The sequence below is a fragment of the Pantoea sp. Seng genome, from assembly GCF_009829935.1.
GTDB classification, from domain to species: domain Bacteria; phylum Pseudomonadota; class Gammaproteobacteria; order Enterobacterales; family Enterobacteriaceae; genus Pantoea; species Pantoea communis.
The window spans coordinates 27,461-49,854 of the sequence record NZ_SZZV01000010.1; the positions used below are offsets into that span (position 1 = coordinate 27,461).

Sequence of the window (22,394 nt, forward strand, 5' to 3'; positions counted from 1 at the left end):
GAGCAAAGATGACAAGATAAAGGTGAGCATCCGCAGAAAGCGAGAGCGGCGACATCGTCATTGGATGCGTCTCCTTAATCCGTTGCTACGGTTATGGAGACGCACACAATCACACCACTCTGCTGATTAGCGTCGTTATATCAGTGCTTTTCGATCCACAGTTCGCGGCTGTAGGCGACATCTTCGGGATTGGTGATCGGATAACCTTTGACCCACGGTTTGATCAGTCGCCCGTTGGTATATTGGTAGATCGGGGCGATCGGTGCCTGATCGGCAATGATCTGCTCCGCTTTGTTGTAGTCGGTATTGCGGGCAGCCACGCTGGTTTCCATGCTGGCTTTGGTCAGCACCGCATCATAATCCGCGCTGTGGAAACGGGCGATATTGTCGGTGTGTGTTGAGGTCAGCAAACTCAGGAAAGTGGAAGGTTCATTGTAATCCCCGACCCATGACGCACGAATCACGTCAAAGTTACCGCTGTTGCGGCTGTCGATGTAGGTTTTCCACTCCTGGTTTTGCAGCGTAACGTCCACTCCAAGGTTCTTTTTCCACATCGACGCCACGGCGATGGCAATCTTCTGATGGCTTTCCGAGGTGTTATACAGCAGCGTCAAATGCAGCGGCTTGCCGGGACCGTAGCCCGCCGACGTCAGCAGCGCTTTTGCCTGTGCATTCAATTCCTGCTGGCTGTGCTGTTGCAGATAACTTTGCTGAGGTGTAAAGCCTGCGGTGACATCCGGTGTAAAGTGCCAGGCCGGTTTCTCCCCGGTACCCAACACTTTCTCGGCAATAATGCGACGATCGATGCTCCATGACAGCGCTTTACGCACGCGCACATCGGCGGTCGGGCCCTTTTCGGTGTTAAAGGCGTAGTAATAGGTGCCCAACTGATCCGGCGTATACACCTGGCCCGGCAGCTCTTTTTTCAGCAGCGCATACATATTTTTCGGGAAAGATTCGGTGATATCGATATCGCCCGCGCGGTAACGTTTGGTGGCGCTGGACTCTTCATTGATAGGGATAAAGGTGACTTTGGTGAGTACGGAATGGCTGTTATCCCAGTAGTGTTGATTGCGTACCAACACAATTTTTTCGTTCACCACGCGATCCTGCAATTGATAGGCGCCGTTGCCCACCAGTTTACCGGGCGACGTCCAGCTATCAGGATTTTGCTCAATCGCCTTCTGCGATACCGGATACATCGCGGCATTGGCCACCATGCTCGGGAACCACGGCACCGGGCGTGACAATGTCACCTTCAGATGAGTGGCATCGGTGGCTGTGACACCCAGCTGATCGGCACTCATTTGCCCTTTGGTGATGGCATCCGCGTTTTCGATGCCACTCAGCGCGGCAAACCACGCAAAGGGAGAACTGTTTTTCGGCTCCACCAGGCGCTGCCAGCTATAAACGAAGTCCTGCGCTGTCACCGGTTCGCCATTTGACCAGCGCGCATCTTTGCGCAGCGTGAAGATCCAGGTTTTGTTGTCATTGCTGTTCCAGCTTTCGGCCACGCCCGGCACGATTTTGCCGTGTGCGTCCTGATTGGTCAGCCCTTCAAACAGATCGCGCATCACCTGAATTTCTGGCAGCCCCACGGCTTTCATCGGATCCAGCGAGGCGGGTTCGTCTTTGATATGGCGAACAATTTCCTGTGTCGGCGCTAACTGTGCGCCCGCTGGCACATTAGCGGCAAACACCGGTGAGAAAACACCAGCAATCATTACGGCGGCCAGCGTCATGCGGAAAGTTAATGTCATCACCACTCCTTTACCCAAAAAAAATGGCGACTGCGAAGAGGTCTGCGTCGCCAGCGTCTTTGGTGACTCTATCGCAAATTGCTGATTGATATATAGCTATTTCCCTGTCTGCTGTTTACCGTTATGTTGAGGCTGAATTATCGGTCACATTTTTAATCCTGAACGCCAACCCAATTCAGGCTCTTTTGCACGATTTCAGAGAGGAATGTCATGTCGTCACACCATCCCCGTCCGCTGCGCGGCAAACTTGACGCGGTCTGGCAACAATATGGGCAATCGGTGCTGGGTGCGCCGCTGCTGTGGTTTCCCGCCCCGGCGGCCGATGCTGATAGCGGATTGATCATTGCCGGCACACACGGTGATGAAAATGCTGCCGTCGCGACCTTATCCGGTGCGATGCGCACGCTGCCGGAGTCACTGCGCCGCCATCATGTGGTGCTGGCGGTGAATCCGGATGGATGCCAGTTGGGCCTGCGTGCCAATGCCAACGGTGTCGATCTCAATCGCAATTTCCCGGCCGCCAACTGGCAAAATGGCGACACGGTGTATCGCTGGAACAGTGCGGCTGATGAGCGTGATGTGGTGCTGTCGACGGGCAGCAGCCCCGCTTCCGAGCCGGAAACGCGCGCGCTTTGTCAGCTGATCCACCAAATCAAGCCGAGCTGGGTGGTGTCCTGGCATGAGCCTCTGGCCTGCATTGACGACCCGCACCACAGCCACCTTGCGCAGTGGCTGGCAGAACAAACGCAATTACCGGTGGTGAGCAGCGTCGGCTATGCCACGCCAGGTTCTTTTGGCAGCTGGTGCGACGATCTCGGCTTGTTGTGCATAACCGCCGAGATGCCGCCCATTTCAGTGGATGAAGCGACTGAAGTGTACCTTGATGCGATGATTAACCTGCTGCGCTGGCAGCCGCAGGCTTAAGCACGCCGTGTGAAAAATGCAGCGACGGCTCAACATCGGCAGCTAGCCAGGTTGGGCCGTCAAGATCGGCGAATTTTGCGATCGGTGTCAGCGGTAACGCCGCGCGGATCGCCCTTGAAGTACACAGCATACAGCCGAGCATCACTGCAAACCCTTGCTGACGTGCCTCTTTTGCCAGCGCCAGGGCTTCCGTCAATCCACCGGTTTTATCCAGCTTGATATTCACCATCTCATAGCGCCCTTTGAACTGCGCCAGATTCTCCCGGGTGTGACAACTCTCATCCGCACAGATAGGAAGTGGGTGGACAAAGTTCGCCAATGCGGCATCTTCGGCTGCCGGAAGCGGTTGTTCGAGCATCGCAATGTTTAAATCTGCCAGTAGCTGACAGCGCGCCGCCAGCCCTTCTGCCTGCCAGGACTCATTGGCATCCACAATTAACGTCGCTTCCGGTACGGCACTGCGAATCGCCACCAGACGTTCACTGATCAAATGATGATCGAGTTTTATCTTCAGTAGACGCGCACCATGTTGCCACAACGCTAACGCGCTGCTGGCCATCGCTTCCGGTGTATCGATACTCACCGTATGCGCCGTAATGATTTCCTCTGCCAACTCAACACCGCACAGCGCCTGCAAACTTTTATTCTGTTGCTGGCGTTCCAGATCCCATAAGGCACAGTCAAGCGCGTTCCGCGCTGCACCGGCCGCTAATGCCTGTTGCAACTCCGCTCGCGTCATACCATTTTGTATCGCAGGCAACTGCGTGGCAATTTGTTGCAGCACTGAGTCTTCACTTTCGCCATAGCGTGCGTAAGGAGTCCCTTCACCTACCCCTTTCAGGCCGTCCTGTTCAATCTCGACCACCACAACATGCGCTTCCGTCCTGCTGCCGCGTGAAATAACAAACGGCGAATGTAACGGCCAGGCCTCTGGATAACTCTTCACTGTTCTCATTAATTCTCCTTAAATCCGTGGCTTAATTGCGATGTGCTTCTGCTATCGCGACGAAATGCGCTCGTAAACCCTTCGAAATTATGTCATAAACAAACGCTATATCTGCTCTGGCAGGCTTAATGCCAGACTTTTTCATCGCTAAAAGGAAATCGTATGTCTCAGAATGTTCACTTTCAGGGCAATCCGGTCCCGGTTGCAGGTCACTTCCCGCAGGCTGGCGAACAGGCAAAAGCTTTCTCTCTGGTCGCAAAGGACCTGAGTGACGTCTCCCTTTCTCAGTATGCAGGTAAACGCAAAGTTCTGAACATTTTCCCAAGTATTGATACCGGCGTGTGCGCGGCATCAGTGCGCAAGTTCAACGAGCGTTCTGGCGAATCCAGCAACACTGTGGTGCTGTGCATCTCTGCCGATCTGCCGTTTGCCCAGTCTCGTTTCTGCGGTGCAGAAAACGTGAGCAACGTGGTGACCCTGTCTGCGCTGCGCGGTGCTGAGTTCAAAGAAGATTACGGTGTGGCGATTGCTGATGGCCCACTGAAAGGCCTGACTGCCCGTGCAGTAGTGATACTGGATGAAAACGACAAAGTGATTTACAGCGAATTGGTGAACGAAATCACCGAAGAGCCCAACTATGATGCGGCACTGGCTGCACTGAAGTAAGTATTAAGATGATGTGATAAGGGCGCACTTCATAAAGTGCGCCCTTTTTTATGGCAGTGAGATAAGCGCTGTAAAATTACTCGCTCTCGCCGCGCTTCTGCCCCAACCCGTATTCTCGCAGTTTATTGGCAATCGCGGTATGCGACACTCCCAGGCGTTTTGCCAGTTTGCGCGTGCTTGGGTAAGACAAGTAGAGCCGCGTCAGCACCGAACGTTCGAAACGGCTGGTGATCTCATCCAGCGAACCTTCCATCGCTTCTTCGCCCAGCGTCACGTCTAACGCCTGCTCAGGCAGAATGATGTCCTGAGGACGTAACTCGTAGCCTTCCAGCTGCGTCAGTGCGCGATACAGCGCATTTTTCAACTGCCGCACATTACCCGGCCAGTTATAGCGTGTCAGGAACGGTGCCAGCTGCGGTGACAAACGCGGACGCGGCAGTCCCTGCTCATCGGCAAATCGCGCCACAAACATCTCTGTTAGCGGCAGGATGTCCAGCGGGCGCTCACGTAAAGGCGGCAAATTGAGCGTCAGTACATTAAGGCGGTAAAACAGGTCTTCACGGAACTCACCCCGTTGCACCAGCTCGATCAGGTTCTTCTGCGTGGCACAAATGACGCGCACATCCACATGCACTTCATGTTCTTCACCCACGCGACGGAAAGTGCCATCGTTGAGGAAGCGCAGCAGTTTTGTCTGCATGCGCGGTGACATCTCACCAATCTCATCCAGCAGCACCGAGCCGCCATTGGCCTGTTCAAAGAAACCTTTCTTGCCTTCCAGCGCGTTCGGATAAGCGCCCGCCGCGTGACCAAACAGCTCACTCTCGGCCACATCATCCGGCAGAGACGCACAGTTAAGCGCCAGAAAAGGTTTTTTACCGCGTGCGCTGCGCAGATGGCAGGCGCGTGCCAGCATATCTTTGCCGGTGCCAGTATCGCCGACAATCAGCAGTGGCGCGTCGTGCATCGCCAGTTTACGAGCCTGATCGATCACCTGACGCATTTTTGGCGTCACCGCCACGATGTGGTCAAATTCCGACTCATCCGTCACGGTGAGATTTTGCAGCTGACGTCCCATACGGGCGGTGGATTTCAGCGTGATCATTGCGCCGACGGGCTGATCGCTCTGCCCCTCTTCTTCCGCCAGATAAATTGGTCGGGCTTCCATCAGGAAATCACGGCCCTGAATAACAACGTGATGTGCCTGGGCTTCCACACGCTCATTCTCGATCCAGCGCTGGAAATTGAAACCGGTGATCAGAGTCGCGGCGTTCTGATTACGCAGCTTCTGTTCATCGAGATTAAACAGGTTTTGCGCTGCCGGGTTGGCGAGTTCCACCTTGCATTTAAGGTCGATAGAGAACACCGGCTCCGGCATAGCAATGAGTAATGCACTTAACGCGCGATGTTCACGCTCAGAGGGCATGTAGCTAACGGTGCGCACATCTGTTACGCCAGGTGTACGACGGATTTCCGCCATCAGTGTACTGAAGGGTTCGAATTCAAGGGCAGAAAAGTTGAGATAGATGCGACCGAGCGGCGCAATTTCAATACCGCGCAAGTCGATGTTGCGCGCAACCAGCAGGTCGAGTAGCTCGCGCGCCAGACCGATGCGGTCCTGGCAGAAAACTTCCAAACGCATTGCGATGAGCCTTAGTCAGGTTTTGATTTTAGTGATAATACGCTAACTTGCAGCGCCTCAGAAGGGGGCTGTCATGAAAAGTTGACAGTTTGAGGCAGGTGACGCGAAGAAGTGTAGCGGAACGATGCACAATAATCCCGCCAAATATCACATTTAACAAAGATAGTTTCACCTTTCACCCAGTTAGCAGCGTGAAAGGTGAACAAAGAGATGTTATTTAGCAGCCTGCCCTGCTTTATCCCCACTCTTAGACAGGGATTCTTTCAGCTGAACCAGTAATTCCCGACGGAAATCCCCAAGACGCGGCTTATCATCTTCCAGCCAGGGCAGTGGACGGCATAATTCCATGGCTTTGATGCCTAATCTCGCGGTCAGCAAACCGGCACCGATACCCTGTGCAGCGCGTGCCGAAAGGCGGGCCGCGATATCCTGCGACATCCAATCCATCCCCACTTCACGCACCAGTTCTGAGGCACCGGCGAAGGCCATATTCAGCAATACCAGGCGAAACAGGCGGATGCGGCTGAAATAGCCCAACTCAATGCCATAAATAGCCGCAATACGGTTGACCAGCCGCAGGTTACGCCAGGCAATAAACGCCATGTCCACCAGCGCCAGTGGGCTCACCGCAATCATCAGTGTCGATTCCGCAGCGTGGCGGCTGATCTCACGATGCGCCTGACGATCCAGCACCGGTTGCACCAGTTGCGCGTAAAGCATCACTATTTCGCGATCGTTATGAGTTTCATGCAGCGCCGCGTGCCAGCGCTGCAAAGCCGGATGCGCCTGATCGAGCTGCGCCTGCTGGGCTAGCTTTTCGCAAAAAGCGCGGCCTTTACCGATACCGTGGCTGTGCAGTAATTCCCGCCCGATATCCCGCTCTTCGGCTCGCTGGCGCAGTCGATAAAGACGACCCCATTCGCCAATTAATGCCCCGGCTCCGGCAATCACAATCAGGCCTCCAGCCACACCGGTGCCGAGTGAGAACCAATCACGCGTGATCCAGGCATCGTGCATCCACTGAGCGCCCTGCGCGACCACGCTGATGCCAAAAATCCCCAGACCCAGACCCACCAGCTTGCGCCAGAGACTGCGTTTGGGGCGTAGCGCGGCCTCAACCACTTTTTCACCTTCGCCCTCTGCCAGCGGCTCTGACTCTTGAGTGGCAAGAAACGCGCTCTCGCTTTCCTTACTAAAAGTTTGCGCCGTACGTAGCGGTTTCTGCGCCTCATCTTCGAGCGGTCGTGCAAAATCAATGCGCGGTTTTAATGGGGTTTCGTCGCTCATCGCAATTTATCTCCAAGTAAAAATTCCAGCGCGGCATCCATGCGAATGTGCGGCAGCGGCCGATCGACATCCAACTGCTGCGGCCGGAACTGTTCAAACTGAAATCCCTGCTGCTGCCAGAACTGATACCCGGGCAAACGTGGCGGCACTTCGCCGGGATAGAAGGTCAGCGCTTCGCCGTCATGAAGACGATGACCGCGCAGCGCGGGCAGCTTTTCGCCACGATGATCCACCAGCCCACTTTCGGTGGCCTGCACCGACGCCAGTCCAAGACAATCCATGCTGATCCCTTCAAACGCCGCGTTTTGCCAGGCATCCTGAACCAGCTGTTGTAACAGCGACACCATATTGGCGTGCTGATCGGCCGTGATATGGTCGGCTTTGGTGGCGGCAAACAAGAGTTTGTCAATCACCGGGGAAAACAGACGACGGAACAACGTGCGCTGCCCGTAATGGAAGCTTTGCATCAACTGCGTCAGTGCCAGCCGCATATCATTGAACGCCTGCGGCCCGCTGTTTAACGGTTGCAGACAATCCACCAGCACGATCTGACGGTCAAAACGCAGAAAATAATTTTTGTAGAAGCCCTTAACCACATGCTGGCAGTAATAGTTGAAACGTTGCTGCAGCACGGCAAAGTTACTGCCTGCGGGAGCCTGCAACAGCTTGCTGGCGTGAATCTCATCCAGCTGTGGCCAGGGGAAGAACTGCAGTGCCGGGGCACCTGCCAAATCACCCGGCAGTACGAAGCGGCCAGGCTGGATAAAGTGCAATCCCTCGGTTTTGCACTGATGCAGATAATCCGTCCAGGCCGCGGCAATCTCCGCCAGACGATTTTCATCCGCTGCGGCGAAAGGATCGAGATCCTGAGATAGGCTATGCCAGCGCGCCGCCCATTGCTGGCGATCGCCCTGCAGCAAGCCCATCATCTGTCGTGACCAGCTGAGGTAATCCTGCGCCAGCATCGGCAGATCGAGCAGCCATTCACCAGGGTAATCGACAATTTCCAGATAGAGCGTGGCGGTATCTTTGAAGTGGCGCAACAGCGATTGCTCTGGCCGATAGCGCAGCGCCAGACGCATTTCACTGACGCCGCGTGTCGGCGTTGGCCAGATGGGAGGCGTGCCATAGAGTTGCGCCAGCCCTTCGTCATAGGTAAAACGTGGCGTGCCCAGCTCACGCTGCGGCACACGTTTGACGCCCAGCAGGCGCTCTTCACGCACAACGGAAAACAGCGGCAAACGGGCGCCGCTGTGTACATTGAGAAGTTGGTTCACCAGCGAGGTGATAAACGCGGTTTTGCCGCTGCGGCTCAGACCCGTTACGGCAAGGCGTAAGTGGCGGTCAACACCGCGATTCATCAACGCCGCCAGTTCATTTTGCAGTCTTTTCATCCATCTCCCTGACGAAACGTGCTGACAGGCGTTTGAATACCTTACTCAGCAACGGTTCCAGGGCGGCCGCCAGAAGCAGGCGCAACGGGCGACGCGCCACCGATTTCACTGCCCAGCCAGCTAATCCGCCGGGCCCATAGGTTACTGCACTGATGATGATGAATTTCCCCGCCGACTTCAACGCAGGTGTTGCGCGGCGGCGCAGAGCAGTCATACGCGAATTGTACATCTCCACTCCTTAAGAATATGCGGTGAAGCGGACCCGCAGTGGGCCCGGCGGAAAAAATCAGATTTGACGGAAGCGGCTGCGCACGCTGAAGGTCTCGGAGGTGACGTAGCGTTCGATATCTCGCACGTTACGCTCATCACTGTTCAACGATGTTTCCAGCTCATCCAGTAAATCACGTGCAGTTGGCGTATGCTGGTCTGGAGCATCTGCGGGCTTTTCATCCAGCACAAAGCCCAGGATGAAGTACGCCACCACGGTAAACATGAACAACCCGAAAAACAGCGACAGCACCACAATCACACGTAACAGGCGCACCGGAATATCCAGATATTCCGCCAGACCGGCACAGACGCCGCGCACTTTGCCTTGCTGCGGGATGCGCCACAATTTGCGGCCATTCATCATGGTTGCCTCCAGTTTGGATGCTCCGCATCCAGAATGGCTTCGAGTGCTTCCACACGTTCACGCATGCGGCGCGCGTCTTGCGTCAGCTGTTGCAGACGCTGCATATCGCCTGATGACAGTTCCGCGCCACCGTTGCGTTTGTTGCTGTAGTGCAGCCATAACCAGATCGGCGCCACAAAGAGCACGAAGATCGTCAGGGGTATGGCGAGAAAAAGTGCGCTCATTGACTCTCCTTAATCATTAACACTCTGGTCGAGGGGCTCAGCGTCGAGCCCTACGTCCCTTACTCGCTGCGGTTCATTTTGGCTTTCAGCGCGGCCAGTTGCTGGCTGATTTCGTCGTCAGCTTTCAGCTCGGCAAACTCCTGGTCGAGACCTTTTGGCTTACCAAAACGCTGACTCTCCGCTTCCGCCTCCATGTGGTCGATACGACGTTCGAAGGACTCGAAGCGCGCCATGGCTTCATCCAGCTTACCGCTGTCCAGCTGACGGCGCACATCGCGGGAAGAAGATGCCGCCTGATGACGCAGCGTCAAGGCCTGCTGGCGTGCACGGGTTTCGCTGAGTTTTTTCTCCAGCTCACCGATCTCGCCTTTCATGCGATCCAGTGTTTCTTCAACCTGAATGGCTTCTTGTTTGAGTGCTGCAATCAGATCGGTTAGTTTCTGTTTTTCAATCAGCGCAGCACGCGCTAAGTCTTCTTTTTCTTTGCTGATGGCCAGCTCAGCTTTTTCCTGCCATTCAGCCTGCTGAATTTCGGCCTGCTCGATACGGCGCAGCAGCTGTTTCTTTTCTGCCAGCGCGCGCGCTGAGGTGGAGCGAACTTCCACCAGCGTGTCTTCCATTTCCTGAATCATCAGGCGTACCAGTTTCTGCGGATCTTCGGCGCGTTCCAGCAGGGAATTGATGTTAGCGTTCACGATGTCGGCGAAACGAGAAAAAATACCCATAATGATGTTCCTCTATTTGTCATGTGGTTGTGCGGTGCACGGTTTCTTAATACAAATGGCGTGCCAACTTTTAATTTGTTGATTTTGCTTGTTTTGCATATTTTACTTTCACGTAAGCATCTATTAATGTAGTGAAATTGATTAACCAGTGGCGAAATTCATCATGGCAAATGGTAACGATAACCTGTTGGGCGAATCGAATAACTTTCTGGAGGTGCTGGAGCAGGTTTCCCGTCTCGCGCCGCTGGAAAAACCGGTGCTGGTCATTGGCGAACGCGGAACCGGTAAAGAGTTGATTGCCAGCCGCCTGCACTATCTCTCCGATCGCTGGCAAGGGCCTTTTGTGTCGCTGAACTGCGCGGCACTGAATGAAAACCTGCTCGATTCCGAACTGTTCGGCCACGAAGCCGGGGCGTTTACCGGCGCGCAAAAACGTCATCTTGGCCGCTTTGAGCGTGCTGACGCCGGCACCTTGTTCCTCGATGAGCTGGCGACCGCGCCGATGCTGGTGCAGGAAAAGCTGCTACGTGTCATCGAATACGGCCAGTTAGAGCGTGTTGGCGGCAATCAGTCCTTGCAGGTCAATGTGCGTCTGGTGTGTGCCACCAATGAAGATCTACCCGCACTGGCTGCTGCAGGAAAATTCCGCGCCGACCTGCTCGATCGCCTCGCTTTTGATGTGGTGCAACTGCCGCCGTTGCGCGAACGCCGCAGCGATATCCTGGTGATGGCCGAACACTTTGCTATCCAGATGTGCCGCGAACTCGGCCTGCCATTATTCCCCGGTTTCAGCGAACGTGCTCAGCTCACGCTGCTCACTTACAGCTGGCCGGGCAACGTGCGCGAATTGAAGAATGTGGTGGAACGCTCGGTGTATCGCCATCACAGCGCAGAAGAAGAGCTGGATAACATCATCATCAACCCTTTCGCCCCGCGCAACGCCGCGCCTGAAACCCACTCTGAACACAACACCAGCGGCTTACCCGCCCTGCCACTTGATCTGCGCCAGTGGCAAAATCAGCATGAGCGCGACCTGGTCGAAGCCAGCTTGCAACAGGCAAAATACAACCAACGCCGCGCCGCCGAGCTACTGCGGGTCACCTACCATCAGTTACGCGCCATGATGAAAAAGCACGGCATTCAGGCGCGGGACGAAGATTGAACACCAAAGCGCGTGCTGCAAACGCTGCGGCGCCGAATTACTGCGGATGACGTACCAACAATTACGATAAATTATGAACAAGCACGGTATGCGGCACGTGATATGGATTAGCCTTAGCCACATAAGATGAAAATGTGCACCCTGGTGATTATTAGGGCGTACATCGTGGCTTTGCTGCTAGCGGAGAAATCCCCACATCATCGTTTAACTGGTCGAAAGGTTTTTCAACGACAGCTCAGGTGTGGGTCGGTTTTCCCTATAGCTTTTGTGCTGACGCAAGGCGGCAAGTGCGCTAATCCCCGGGAGCATACATCAGTATGTGACTGGGGTTAGTGCGCGCAGCCAACGCAGCAACAGTGCAAAAGATGACGGGAAAAATGACACACAAAAAAAAGCCCGCACTAGGCGGGCAACTTAATACTGGAAGCAATGTGAGCAATGTCGTGCTCTTCTTCGGTAGAGCCACCGTCGAAGCGCAGAAGAATAATAATCATTCTTATTATCATCTGTAAAGCCCTAATTGAGAATTTTTCTCATTTCCACACTAACATTGTGATTACCCCTTCGCCAGATTGGCGAAAAACAACGCAGAACCATCATGAATTTGGGGAGTGTGTGACGTTTGCGATACACTCACGCTATTGCCTCAGAATCGTTGAGTTCTATGCCAAAATTATTCTCCTCGCTGCTGCTCGGTCTCAGCGTATTGAGTGCGTCTGCGCTGGCCGCACCAACCAATAACATCCGTAATAGCGGTTTTGTTTATTGCGTCAATGGCACGGTCAATACCTTTAATCCACAAATGGTCAGCAGCGGCCTGGTTGTGGATACGCTGGCGGCACAGCTCTATGACCGCCTGCTGGATGTGGACCCTTACACTTATCGCCTGATTCCTGACCTGGCCCAAAGCTGGGAAGTGCGCGATAACGGTGCCACTTATCGTTTTCATCTGCGCAAAGATGTCTCTTTCCAGCACACAAACTGGTTTAAACCCACGCGAAAAATGAATGCCGATGACGTGGTGTTCAGCTTTGCGCGCATGTTTGACCGCCAGCATCCATGGCATAACGTCAACGGCGGCAGCTATCCCTACTTCGATAGTCTGCAATTCTCGGACTCGGTACAAAGCGTTAAAAAACTGGACAACGACACGGTCGAAATCCGTCTCAACAGTCCGGACGCCTCATTCCTCTGGCATATTGCTACTCATTACGCGCCCATCCTGTCGCAGGAATACGCCAACAAGCTAACGGCAATAGGACAGCAGGAGCGACTGGATCGCGAACCGGTGGGTACCGGGCCGTTCCAGCTAAGCGAGTACCGCACCGGGCAGTATCTGCGCCTGGCGCGCAATCCGCAGTACTGGAAAGGTGTGCCGCGTTTGCAACAGGTGGTGATCGATCTTGGCGTGGGCGGAACGGGGCGTCTTTCGAAATTGCTCACCGGCGAATGCGATGTGCTGGCCTATCCGGCAGCCAGTCAGCTCTCCATCCTGCGCGATGATCCACGTCTGCGCATGACGCTGCGCCCCGGCATGAACATCGCCTATTTAGCTTTTAACACGCGTAAACCGCCACTGGATCGCCCGGAAGTGCGTCACGCGCTGGCGCTGGCGATCAATAACGAACGCCTGATGGAATCGATCTATTACGGCACTGCTGAAACCGCCGCCTCCATTTTACCGCGTGCTTCCTGGGCGTATGATAATGATGCGCGGGTCACCGAATACAATCCGGCGAAAGCTCGTGAAGCGCTGAAAGCGCTTGGGCTGGAAGATCTGCACTTGCGACTGGTGGTGCCCACCACCTCACAATCCTGGAACCCCAGCCCACTGAAAACCGCTGAGCTGCTGCAAGCCGATTTGGCTCAGGTTGGCGTGCGCGTCACCATCGCGCCGGTGGAAGGCCGTTTCCAGGAAGCGCAGTTGATGGCGATGAATCATGATCTGACGCTGACCGGCTGGGCAACAGACAGTAACGACCCGGACAGCTTCTTTCGGCCGCTGTTGAGCTGTGCAGCCATCCGCTCGCAGACCAACTTTGCGCACTGGTGTTCACCGGCCTTTGATGAATCATTGCAACGGGCGCTGTTGTCGCAACAACTTTCGGCGCGCATCGACAGCTACGATCAGGCACAGCAAATTCTGGCGCAGGAATTACCGGTATTGCCGCTGGCGTCATCGTTGCGTTTACAGGCATATCGCCATGATATTAAAGGTCTGGTGCTAAGTCCGTTCGGGAATGCCTCGTTTGCCGGGGTTTACCGTGATGAGAGCAGCGAGGAATAAGCATGATCATCTATATATTGCGTCGCCTGCTGTTGCTGCTGATCACCCTGTTTTTATTGTCGCTGGTGAGTTTCAGTCTTAGCTACTTTACGCCGAATGCGCCGCTGGAAGGTGCCTCACTGTTCGATGCCTGGTGGTTCTGGTTTAAAGGCCTGCTGCAATTTGACTTCGGTGTTTCCAGCACCAACGGCCAGCTGATCGACCTGCAACTGCGCGAGGTGTTCCCCGCCACGCTGGAGCTTTGCATTCTGGCCTTCATGCTGGCGCTGCTGGTGGGTATTCCGCTGGGAATTTGCGCGGGTGTGATGCGCAAAAAATGGCAGGATAAAGCCATCAGCGCACTGGCACTGCTCGGTTTCTCGATGCCGGTGTTCTGGCTGGCACTGCTGTTCACCCTGTTCTTCTCCCTGACACTGGGCTGGTTGCCGGTTTCCGGGCGCTTTGATCTGCTCTACCCGGTACAGAACTTGACCGGCTTTGCACTGATTGATGCCTGGCTGAGTCCTTCACCGTGGCGTCATGAGATGTTGATGAGTGCCCTGACTCATATGATTTTGCCGGTGGTGGTCCTGGCGGTCGCGCCAACCACCGAGGTCATTCGTTTGCTGCGCAGCAGCACCAGCGATGTCATGGATAAAAACTATGTGAAAGCGGCGGCCACGCGCGGATTATCTCGCTTCACCGTGATTCGCCGCCATGTGCTGCACAACGCGCTGCCGCCCGTCATCCCGCGTCTGGGTTTGCAGTTTTCTACCATGCTGACGCTGGCGATGATTACGGAAGTGGTGTTCAACTGGCCGGGCATTGGCCGCTGGTTGATCAACGCCATTCGTCAGCAGGATTATGCGGCCATCTCTGCCGGTGTGATGGTGGTCGGCGGTTTGGTGATTCTGGTCAGCGTGCTGTCAGATATTCTGGGTGCGGCGCTTAATCCGTTGAAACACAAGGAATGGTATGCCTTACGATGATATCTATGCAGAGAAGCGGCTGCCCAGCCCGTTTCGTCTGTTTTGGCAGCGTTTTTATCGTGATACCAGTGGCATGATCGGATTGTACGGCTTTGGTGCCCTGTTATTCCTGTGCCTGTTTGGCGGCTTATTGTCGCCCTATGGCATTGATCAGCAGTTCCTCGGCTATCAACTGTTGCCCCCTTCCTGGTCGCGCTACGGGGATGTCTCCTTCTTCCTCGGCACCGATGATTTGGGCCGCGATGTATTGAGTCGCCTGCTGAGCGGCGTAGCGCCAACGGTTGGTTCGGCCATCATGGTGACGGTTTTAGCCGCGATCTGCGCCCTGATCCTGGGGGTGCTGGCTGGCATTACCCACGGTTTGCGCTCTGCGGTAATGAACCACGTGCTGGATACCTTGCTCTCCATCCCTTCGCTGCTGCTGGCAATCATTGTAGTGGCCTTTTTAGGCCCGCGTCTTGAACACGCCATGCTGGCGGTATTGCTGGCAATCATTCCGCGCCTGGTGCGGGAGATCTATACTGCGGTACATAACGAGATGGAAAAAGAGTACGTGGTGGCGCTGCGTCTGGATGGCGCGCGCAATCTGAATATTCTGTGGAACGCGGTGCTACCCAATGTCCTGCCGCTGCTGGTCGGGGAATTTACGCGTTCACTCTCCATGGCCATTCTCGACATTGCCGCACTCGGTTTCCTCGATTTAGGGGCACAGCTGCCCTCACCGGAATGGGGAGCGATGCTGGGCGATGCGCTGGAGCTGATTTATGTCGCGCCCTGGACCGTGATGCTGCCCGGCGTCGCGCTGATGGTCAGTGTGTTGATCGTTAACCTGCTGGGCGATGGCATCCGTCGCGCTGTAGAAGCGGGAGCTGAATAATGCCGTTACTGGATATTCGTAATCTCACTATCGAGTTCATGACCTCAGAAGGTCCGGTGAAGGCCGTTGATCGCATTAATCTGACGCTCAGTGAAGGTGAAGTACGTGGGCTGGTGGGGGAATCCGGCTCCGGCAAAAGCCTGATTGCGAAAGCGATTTGCGGCGTAACCAAAGACAACTGGCGCGTCACCGCCGATCGTATGGTGTTCGATGATATCGATTTGCTGCGTTTGTCGCCGCGCGAACGACGCCGCATTGTCGGCCATAACGTGTCGATGATTTTCCAGGAACCGCAATCCTGCCTGGATCCCTCTGAAAGCATCGGCCGCCAGTTGATGCAGGCGATCCCACGCTGGACGTTTAAAGGGCGCTGGTATCAGCGTTTGTGGTTCTGGCGCAAAGCGCGTGCCATCGAGCTGTTGCACCGCGTGGGCATTAAAGACCACAAAGACATCATGCGAAGCTTCCCGTATGAATTGACGGAAGGTGAATGCCAGAAAGTGATGATCGCCATTGCGCTGGCCAATCAGCCGCGTCTGCTGATCGCCGATGAGCCGACCAATGCTATGGAACCGACCACGCAGGCACAAATATTCCGCTTGTTGAGTCGCCTCAACCAAAATAACAACACCACGATTTTGCTGATCAGTCATGACCTGCGCACCATGAGCCAGTGGGCGGATCGCATAAACGTGATGTACTGCGGTCAGACCGTCGAAACCGCGCAGAGTGAAGATTTAATGGATACGCCGCATCATCCTTATACACAGGCGCTGATTCGCGCGATGCCCGACTTTGGCAGTGCGCTGCCGCATAAAAGCCGCCTGAACACACTGTCCGGCGCGATTCCCTCACTGGAGCATTTACCGATTGGCTGTCGTCTGGGACCCCGCTGTCCCTATGCACAGCGTAAGTGTATTGAGACACCGCGCCTCACCGGCACTAAATCCCACCTGTTTGCCTGTCACTTCCCGTTAAATGTGGAGGGGCAATGAGCATGGAAACGCTGCTGGAAGTGCGCAACCTGAGTAAAACCTATCGCTATCGCACCGGTCTGTTTCGCCGACAGCATGTGGAGGCGGTAAAAGGGGTAAGCTTCACCTTGCGTGAGAAGCAGACCTTAGCGGTCATTGGCGAGAACGGCTCGGGGAAATCCACGCTGGCGAAAATGTTGAGCGGCATGGTGGCCCCGACGGCAGGTGAGATGCTGATTGACGATCATCCGCTGGAGTATGGCGATTACGGTTATCGCAGCCAGCGTATTCGCATGATTTTTCAGGATCCTTCGACCTCGCTTAATCCGCGCCAGCGCGTCAGTCAGATCCTCGATTTCCCGCTGCGCCTGAATACCGAACTGGATGATGAAGCGCGAGAGAAGCGCATTATTGCCACACTGCGCCAGGTGGGTTTGCTGCGCGATCACGCCGGTTACTATCCGCATATGCTGGCTCCCGGCCAGAAGCAGCGTCTGGCACTGGCTCGCGCACTGATCCTGCAGCCGAAAGTGATTGTTGCCGATGAGGCCCTCGCCTCACTGGATATGACCATGCGTTCGCAGCTGGTCAATCTGATGCTGGAACTGCAGGAGAAGCACGGCATCGCCTATATTTATGTGACGCAACATATCGGCATGATGAAGCACATCAGCGATCAGGTGCTGGTGATGCATCAGGGTGAAGTGGTGGAACGCGGCGGCACGGCTGATGTGCTGGCCTCGCCACTGCATGACCTCACTAAGCGGCTGATCACCAGCCATTTTGGCGAAGCCTTAACCGCTGAAGCCTGGCGCAAAATTTAAAGTAAGGCTATGCAACAATTGCATAGCTTTTTTTAAAAAATTTCAAATAGACCATATCGCTTTAGCTTGCTTTGCCAAATAGCCTTGCCGATTTCTAATGTTATCTGGATTCCATTTTTTAAATCCAAATTTACTTGATAGCTCATATTTGCTGGTTTGATAGACCTCTACTTTTTTATCTAACGTACTATTTGCGATGGCAACATTTTTAGATGCTTCTAATATTGTAAAGTTTCCTAGCCTATAAATAAATGCTTCCTGGGTATCCGCCGGGAAACTTTGTTCCCAATCTGACGAAGGATTTTCCGGCAGAATATGCTCCAAAGTACCCGCATCATTTTCATAGTCTAAACTTTTAGAGCCTAAGTGATTTTCTATAGTGAAGAGGATATACCTTGCCATTTTTGCTGAGCGTTTAGTTTTTACAATTTTTTCCTCAAAATTCCTTACAAACTCCTCATCGCTAATGTAAAGCCCTCTCAATCTATCAAACACCTCGGAGGCTTTCGTAATCTGCCCTGAACTTATCGACATGGCAACTTCAGTATAAATCTTTTCCATTGCATTAGGATTTTGTCCAGAGATAATTAGATATCTAAATGAGATAACTGTGCATACCCTCAGGGTTCTTGTAAATTCTTCGGGTTCGAAACATTTTTCTGCTGCCATCAGAAGTGGGAAGCATTGCGAAATTTTGAATAAATCCAACTCTCGTATGTGTTTTTTATTTTTTTGAGCATCTTCCCAATAAGCACTATTGGGCTCATTCAAAGCTGAATATACCGCAGCCATTTCTTCTAATTCTTTCATTAAATCAGATGCTTCCTTAGCACTTTTAACTTTTTGCTTGATTGTTTTAAACAACTCTTTTTCTTGAATGTGGCCCCTTGATGTCATCCATGAGTGCCTGAGAAAACGAGGGAAGTTAGGATATGAGACCTGTTGAATAATCGAATCCCAAAGATATTTTATATGTTGTCGATCATCATCATTAACTATTGAAAAAATATAGTTCTTCAGTAAATCTGTAACCGAAAGTGCTAAGCCTCGATCATTAAGCGTTTCAAATATTAGAAAGGCGCTTAAGTCGTTTGTAGCAGTAATTTTAATAAACAATAAATTATCTGAAATATACTCTACGAACTCTACTAAAGCCTCCATCCCACCTAATGCTAGGATGTCAGAATGTAGCTTACCCTTGAAATATTGAAAACACTCATATAAATTTTTATTGCTTTTTAACTGAGATCTGAGATTGTGAGGCTTCCTCAACTGAAGTAAAAAAGTCGTGAAGAAAGGATCATTATTTTCGTTCAGTTTTAACTTATTGATAGTGGTGAGGGAAGATAATGATTTCTTCCCTATATAACCATCCATTAAAATATCCTTTCTAAGTTCATTTTCCTCTATATTTTCGCCACTTGATATCATGTCATCAATAATGCTAATTGATGATAAAATTATTAGAGTTAATGTAGTGAGTCTTTGCTGACCATCTATAACTTCAAATCCTTTCTTTTCCCTCGGTATTAAAACAATAGATCCCATATAATGTTTCGCATCAGCTAGCCTGTTAGCAGTAATGTCGTTCCAAAGATCTTCCCAATGAGATTCTTCCCAAGAGTAATCACGTTGATAAGTTGGAATAATAAACCGGCTATCACTTTTAATTATTTTACCAAATGATTCAGCCCCAGCATTGAGGAGACTATCTGCGCTCATATCAAATTCCTTATTAATTCATGAGATTAAATAACATCACGATATTTACAATTGTTAGTAGCAAATCAAAGGATCATACTAATTCTAACAATATTTCTAATGATTTCAGGTGTCCAGTAATAATTGAATTCTTAGTTCTCGATTACCTATGCAATGGCGACTATGCTAGAATCCGCACGTCGATTAACGTCGGTCGCCTACTATTTAATCATTGCGACCGCCAACAACAATGACCATAAGGATTACAGCTATGGGTTTTCTTTCCGGTAAGCGCATTCTGATTACTGGCGTTGCCAGTAAACTCTCCATTGCCTACGGTATTGCACAGGCGATGCACAAACAGGGCGCAGAACTGGCTTTCACCTACCAGAACGACAAGTTGAAAAGTCGTGTGGAAGAGTTCGCTAAAGATTTGGGTTCTGACATTGTTCTGCCGTGCGATGTGGCAGAAGACGAGAGTATCACTGCGCTGTTCACCGAACTGGCAAAAACCTGGCCAAAATTTGACGGTTTTGTTCACTCAATTGGTTTCGCACCAGGCGATCAGCTGGATGGTGACTACGTGAACGCCGTGACCCGTGAAGGCTTCAAAATCGCTCACGACATCTCTGCCTACAGCTTCGTGGCGATGGCGAAAGAGTGCCGTGCAATGCTGAACCCGAATTCAGCCCTGCTGACCCTGTCTTATCTGGGTGCTGAGCGCGCAATCCCTAACTACAACGTAATGGGTCTGGCTAAAGCGTCTCTGGAAGCCAACGTACGTTACATGGCGAACGCGATGGGTCCTGAAGGTACGCGTGTTAACGCCGTATCCGCGGGTCCAATCCGTACCCTGGCAGCATCAGGGATCAAAGATTTCCGTAAGATGCTGGCTCACTGTGAAGCTGTTACTCCAATTCGCCGTACTGTCACCATCGAAGACGTGGGTAACTCTGCGGCCTTCCTGTGCTCTGACCTGGCGGGTGGTATCACCGGTGAGGTGGTACACGTTGATGGCGGCTTCAGCATTGCCGCGATGAACGAGCTGGAACTGAAATAAGTTCTGAAGGCGAGCCGGGTGCTCGCCTTTTTTCTTAGCGAAGTCTCGGCTGTCTTCGCCGATTTTCGCCCTGTTCACTTTCGACTGATTTCTCCCGCAAACTCACCTCTCCCTGCTAGCTACCGATTGAATTTTCAGGCGTATAGATTCATTCGATCTTAATTATTCCCCTTCATTCTTTTGCCACAGCCAGTGCTTCAGCGACGATAAGCTAGCCTTTTGGTGGCGATGCGCTTTTCAGATTTGCCCGTCGCGTACCCAGACCGTTTTTTGCGCAAGGAATGACCATGGAACAACGCCGTTCTCCCGGCCATGACCACTGGTTTTATGAAAGCCAGACTCGCCCGCACACCCACGCCACCACGCCATTAGTGCCCGAAGCCGCCTTTCTCGAAGATCGCTTTTTATTAGGTCTGCAACAGGAAGCCACTGCTCTTCAGCCCCTGTTTACTCGTTTCCAGCCGGCGTTACTGGCCGCGCGCGATCTGAGCCAGATTTTGCTGCCGGATACGCTGAGCAACTCACTCACGCATACCTTAACGCTCTACGATCGTCTCAGTACCGCGTTGACGGTGGCGCAGGTTGCCGGTGTGCAGAGACTGTGTAATCACTACTCGGCGCGCCTCAACCCCCTGCCGGGCCCGGATTCCTCTCGCGAGAGTAACAACCGCCTGACACAAATCACCCAGTACGCGCGTCAGTTGGCGATGCAACCGGCTCTGATCAATGTCACTGGTATCAGCGCCCTGGATGCCGTCGGGCTCACTGAGCCAGATATCGTCACTCTCAATCAACTGGTGGGATTTGTCAGCTATCAGGCGCGAGTGGTCGCGGCACTGCAAGCCATGATGGGCTTACCGGTACGCTGGATACCTGGCGTATCACCACCAGCGGATGCCGATCCGGCGCTTTTTGACCGCGACACCGCATGGCAGCACGCGCTCAAACCGGTTGAGTTACGCTATGCCAGTGCCGATCAATTGGCGGCGATAACCTTCTGTCAGGGCATCGAAGGATTAGAGGACGCGATTTGGTTGCTGGTGCATGACGCGCAGGCGCTGTATGGCTGGGCGACTTTGCAACAGCGCATCGGTGAACATCATGATGAGCAATCCGCGTTGGCGCTGGCAACCTGCGCGCGCATCCTGGGTTGTCAGCGCCCGTTCACGCGTCATGCCGCTTGCCAGCGCGAAGCATTGCTTGCAGATGTTGATAAAGCGGGAGAAGTGCAGCCGGTGATTGGCGTTACCGCTCAGCTGGTTCGCATGCCAGAGCGTTTTAGCGCAGCACACTTGCAGCCATTGCTGAATGCGGGATGGGGAACCGAGCGCATTTTCGCTCTGTTGCAAGCAGTGGCGTTTGCCAGCTGGCAGGATCGGTTATGGATGGCGCTGGGTGAAACGCGTTAATCCGGCAGATGGCGCCGCGCTTCGTCAAAGAAATGTTGAGCCAGCGGCGATGCCCTGCCCGGCTCAGCAACCACCAACGCGGCCTGGCGTCCCATGGGTGCCATCGCAATCGGCCTCCGCGCCACATTTTGCAGCATTTCCGGCAGTAAATGTCCGCGCGGCGACACCATCACGCCTAATCCCACCTGCGCGCTCTGTAATAGCTGCATAATCGAGGCACTTTCCACAATCACTCGCGGTAGCAAACCGGTTTCGCGCAGTTGGCTATCCACGTAACGACGGAAATAGCGCGTGGGTTCCGCAAGGCACAGCGGAAGCTGCGCCAGTTGCGCAAGTGATACCGTGTCGTGTTGAAGTAAATCCGGGAAGTGCTCAGGATTAAAAATCGCCTCCACGCCGGGATCTTTCAACAGCGCGGTCTGAAAGTGTAATTCTCGCAGAGCGGTGAGCTCGAAGAAACCAATGCCGCCGTCCACCGTATGGCTATTCAGTGCCTCCAGCAGTTGGTCCGCACTCATGGCGGAGACACGATAATCCAGCTGCGGATAGCGCGTTTCAACCGCTTTTAATAACGCCGGCAAGGCGACACTGCACTGTGGCATCACGCCCAGGCGCAGCGTGCCGTTGACGCCATGCTTCAGCGACTCGACTTCCAGCTTCAGTCCCGAGTAAACCGACACGATTTCACGCGCCCAGGTCAGCACCCGTTCCCCTTCCGGCGTAAAGCCGTCAAAGTTGTTGCTGCGATTGATCAGCGATAAACCCAGTTCACGCTCAAGGTTTTTTAACCGCATCGATAAGGTCGGCTGACTGACAAAACTGGCCTCTGCCGCGCGGCCAAAATGGCGCTCGCGCTCAAGATTGCATAAATAAATCAATTGCTTGATGTCGATGTTAATATCCGCCCTGAAGTCACGATCGCGCTATGTT

The 22,394-nt window shown here is 53.4% G+C and carries 21 protein-coding genes; 10 read left to right on the forward strand and 11 right to left on the reverse strand.

The features are described from left to right. Positions 1–140: 140 nt before the first annotated feature. Positions 141–1,760 (reverse strand): ABC transporter substrate-binding protein, encoded by a 1,620-nt coding sequence (locus FD737_RS12015; protein ID WP_160833588.1) that lies wholly within the window; start codon positions 1,758–1,760, stop codon positions 141–143. Between the two features lie 210 nt (positions 1,761–1,970). Here FD737_RS12015 and mpaA point away from each other — a divergent pair, with 210 nt between their 5' ends. Then, the gene (mpaA, locus tag FD737_RS12020; RefSeq protein WP_160833589.1) at positions 1,971–2,684 is read left to right on the forward strand and encodes a murein tripeptide amidase MpaA; all 714 of its coding nucleotides are present in this window, start codon (positions 1,971–1,973) and stop codon (positions 2,682–2,684) included. On the opposite strand, the gene ycjG is transcribed toward mpaA, so the two are convergent. After that, on the reverse strand, positions 2,653–3,639 hold the full coding sequence (ycjG, locus tag FD737_RS12025) for an L-Ala-D/L-Glu epimerase (RefSeq protein ID WP_160833590.1): 987 nt from the start codon (positions 3,637–3,639) through the stop codon (positions 2,653–2,655). The genes mpaA and ycjG overlap by 32 nt on opposite strands. 153 nt (positions 3,640–3,792) lie before the next feature. Here ycjG and tpx point away from each other — a divergent pair, with 153 nt between their 5' ends. Continuing rightward, a complete protein-coding gene (gene tpx / locus FD737_RS12030) occupies positions 3,793–4,296 on the forward strand; it encodes a thiol peroxidase (RefSeq protein ID WP_160833591.1) in 504 nt (167 codons plus the stop codon). Positions 4,297–4,372: 76 nt separating this feature from the next. Here tpx and tyrR read toward each other — a convergent pair whose 3' ends face one another. The 7 genes from tyrR to pspA all read right to left on the reverse strand — a co-directional run bounded on the left by tyrR (position 4,373) and on the right by pspA (position 10,202). Further along, positions 4,373–5,938 (reverse strand): transcriptional regulator TyrR, encoded by a 1,566-nt coding sequence (tyrR, locus tag FD737_RS12035; RefSeq protein WP_034821366.1) that lies wholly within the window; start codon positions 5,936–5,938, stop codon positions 4,373–4,375. Between the two features lie 213 nt (positions 5,939–6,151). Next, positions 6,152–7,225: a YcjF family protein gene (locus tag FD737_RS12040; protein WP_160833592.1), complete on the reverse strand. Its 1,074-nt coding sequence runs from the start codon at positions 7,223–7,225 to the stop codon at positions 6,152–6,154. Further along, on the reverse strand, positions 7,222–8,619 hold the full coding sequence (locus FD737_RS12045; RefSeq protein WP_097117021.1) for a YcjX family protein: 1,398 nt from the start codon (positions 8,617–8,619) through the stop codon (positions 7,222–7,224). The genes FD737_RS12040 and FD737_RS12045 overlap by 4 nt, the downstream gene beginning before the upstream one ends. Continuing rightward, a complete protein-coding gene (gene pspD / locus FD737_RS12050) occupies positions 8,600–8,848 on the reverse strand; it encodes a phage shock protein PspD (RefSeq protein ID WP_097117020.1) in 249 nt (82 codons plus the stop codon). The genes FD737_RS12045 and pspD overlap by 20 nt, the downstream gene beginning before the upstream one ends. Positions 8,849–8,905: 57 nt before the next feature. Continuing rightward, the gene (gene pspC / locus FD737_RS12055) at positions 8,906–9,253 is read right to left on the reverse strand and encodes an envelope stress response membrane protein PspC (protein WP_097117019.1); all 348 of its coding nucleotides are present in this window, start codon (positions 9,251–9,253) and stop codon (positions 8,906–8,908) included. Further along, positions 9,250–9,477 (reverse strand): envelope stress response membrane protein PspB, encoded by a 228-nt coding sequence (pspB, locus tag FD737_RS12060; RefSeq protein ID WP_034821383.1) that lies wholly within the window; start codon positions 9,475–9,477, stop codon positions 9,250–9,252. The genes pspC and pspB overlap by 4 nt, the downstream gene beginning before the upstream one ends. Before the next feature lie 59 nt (positions 9,478–9,536). After that, positions 9,537–10,202 (reverse strand): phage shock protein PspA, encoded by a 666-nt coding sequence (gene pspA / locus FD737_RS12065; protein WP_034821385.1) that lies wholly within the window; start codon positions 10,200–10,202, stop codon positions 9,537–9,539. Between the two features lie 163 nt (positions 10,203–10,365). Here pspA and pspF point away from each other — a divergent pair, with 163 nt between their 5' ends. From pspF to sapF, 6 genes are all read left to right on the forward strand, one after another. Then, entirely contained in the window at positions 10,366–11,364 is a 999-nt protein-coding gene (gene pspF, locus FD737_RS12070; RefSeq protein WP_097117261.1) for a phage shock protein operon transcriptional activator, read from the forward strand. 664 nt (positions 11,365–12,028) lie between these two features. Then, the gene (gene sapA, locus FD737_RS12075; protein ID WP_160833593.1) at positions 12,029–13,651 is read left to right on the forward strand and encodes an ABC transporter substrate-binding protein SapA; all 1,623 of its coding nucleotides are present in this window, start codon (positions 12,029–12,031) and stop codon (positions 13,649–13,651) included. Between the two features lie 2 nt (positions 13,652–13,653). Then, a complete protein-coding gene (sapB, locus tag FD737_RS12080) occupies positions 13,654–14,619 on the forward strand; it encodes a putrescine export ABC transporter permease SapB (protein ID WP_160833594.1) in 966 nt (321 codons plus the stop codon). Beyond that, on the forward strand, positions 14,606–15,496 hold the full coding sequence (sapC, locus tag FD737_RS12085; protein WP_097117017.1) for a putrescine export ABC transporter permease SapC: 891 nt from the start codon (positions 14,606–14,608) through the stop codon (positions 15,494–15,496). Before sapB ends, sapC begins: the two co-directional genes overlap by 14 nt. Then, positions 15,496–16,491, forward strand: a complete 996-nt coding sequence (sapD, locus tag FD737_RS12090) for a putrescine export ABC transporter ATP-binding protein SapD (RefSeq protein WP_045814412.1) — start codon at positions 15,496–15,498, stop codon at positions 16,489–16,491. The genes sapC and sapD overlap by 1 nt, the downstream gene beginning before the upstream one ends. Before the next feature lie 2 nt (positions 16,492–16,493). Beyond that, complete coding sequence (sapF, locus tag FD737_RS12095) at positions 16,494–17,294, forward strand: putrescine export ABC transporter ATP-binding protein SapF (protein ID WP_160833647.1); 801 nt, start codon at positions 16,494–16,496, stop codon at positions 17,292–17,294. A 42-nt stretch (positions 17,295–17,336) separates the two neighbouring features. On the opposite strand, the gene FD737_RS12100 is transcribed toward sapF, so the two are convergent. Further along, positions 17,337–19,016, reverse strand: coding sequence for a DUF262 domain-containing protein (locus tag FD737_RS12100; protein WP_160833595.1), 1,680 nt, complete (start codon positions 19,014–19,016; stop codon positions 17,337–17,339). A gap of 250 nt (positions 19,017–19,266) precedes the next feature. Here FD737_RS12100 and fabI point away from each other — a divergent pair, with 250 nt between their 5' ends. Both fabI and FD737_RS12110 read left to right on the forward strand, forming a co-directional pair. Beyond that, on the forward strand, positions 19,267–20,055 hold the full coding sequence (fabI, locus tag FD737_RS12105) for an enoyl-ACP reductase FabI (protein ID WP_007892455.1): 789 nt from the start codon (positions 19,267–19,269) through the stop codon (positions 20,053–20,055). Positions 20,056–20,342: 287 nt separating this feature from the next. Beyond that, a complete protein-coding gene (locus tag FD737_RS12110) occupies positions 20,343–21,464 on the forward strand; it encodes an oxidoreductase (protein WP_160833596.1) in 1,122 nt (373 codons plus the stop codon). On the opposite strand, the gene FD737_RS12115 is transcribed toward FD737_RS12110, so the two are convergent. After that, on the reverse strand, positions 21,461–22,357 hold the full coding sequence (locus tag FD737_RS12115; protein WP_097117015.1) for a LysR family transcriptional regulator: 897 nt from the start codon (positions 22,355–22,357) through the stop codon (positions 21,461–21,463). The genes FD737_RS12110 and FD737_RS12115 overlap by 4 nt on opposite strands. Positions 22,358–22,394 lie beyond the last annotated feature (37 nt).